Here is a 1,024-nt window from a genome sequence, read left to right on the forward strand (position 1 = left end):
AGTGCTCGGGGAAGCCCCAGAAGTCGTACACGAGCGGCACGGTCTCGGTCGCCCCCAGGGCGAGCGGGGCCTCCTCCCAGTGCGCGGAGACCATCAGGATCGCGCGGGGGCGGGGCAGGCCCGCGGACCAGGCGGCGAGTTCGCCGGGCCAGACGGGATCGTCGGCCAGGGGCGGCGCGCCGTGCGAGAGGTAGAGGGCGGGCATGCGCTCCGCGGTGGCTGTCATGGCACTCCCCATCCACTGGGCGCCGGATCCCGAGCGGCCGGGCGCCGCACTGGGCGTCCGGGCCACCGGATCCGGTCACGAGTTCGTCAGAGCAGTAGTTCCCCGAGGTCATCCGGGGGATCGTTGTGCAGGGGTCCTGCGGAATTCCGCCGGAGGTCCCCCGGAACCCCGCGAGTGGCCTCCCGGGGAAGTTCCTTGAAAGTTCAAGGTCCTACCTGTGGAGACCTTAGCTCTATCTAGTTCAACTTTCAAGAAAAGGTCGTACAGTGGAGTCCATGACCACGGCATCCACCAGCGCACCGCGTTGGCTCACCGACGAGGAGCAGCGCGTCTGGCGCGCCTATCTGCACGCCACCACGCTGCTGGAGGATCACTTCGACCGCCAGTTGCAGCGCGATGCCGGTATGCCGCACACCTACTACGGGCTGCTCGTCCAGCTCTCGCAGGCCCCCCGCCGCCGGATGCGGATGACGGAGCTGGCCCGGAACGCGAAGATCACCCGCTCCCGGCTCTCGCACGCCATCGCCCGGCTGGAGAAGAACGGCTGGGTCCGCCGTGAGGACTGCCCATCCGACAAGCGCGGCCAGAACGCGGTGCTCACCGACGACGGCCTCGACATGCTGCGCCGCTCGGCGCCGGGCCATGTCGAGGCCGTACGGCAGGCGATGTTCGACCGGCTCACGGACGAGCAGGTGAAGAGCCTCGGGGAGATCATGCGGGTGCTCGCCTCCGGTCTGGAACCGGAGGGCACGGACGCGGATCTGCCCTGGCTCCGCTGAGCGGGGCGATCACCGGTCG

At 69.5% G+C, this 1,024-nt stretch carries 1 protein-coding gene and 1 pseudogene; one reads left to right on the forward strand and one right to left on the reverse strand.

Annotated elements, in window-relative coordinates:
• Window positions 1-226: pseudogene (locus ACZ7HQ_RS45970) on the reverse strand (dioxygenase); the annotation flags it as partial.
• 266 nt (window positions 227-492) lie between these two features.
• On the opposite strand from ACZ7HQ_RS45970, the gene ACZ7HQ_RS45975 reads away from it, so the two are divergent.
• Window positions 493-1,005: a MarR family winged helix-turn-helix transcriptional regulator gene (locus ACZ7HQ_RS45975; RefSeq protein ID WP_030588782.1), complete on the forward strand. Its 513-nt coding sequence runs from the start codon at window positions 493-495 to the stop codon at window positions 1,003-1,005.
• The last annotated feature ends 19 nt before the right edge of the window (window positions 1,006-1,024 follow it).

It is taken from the genome of Streptomyces sp. NPDC037290 (genome assembly GCF_055603245.1).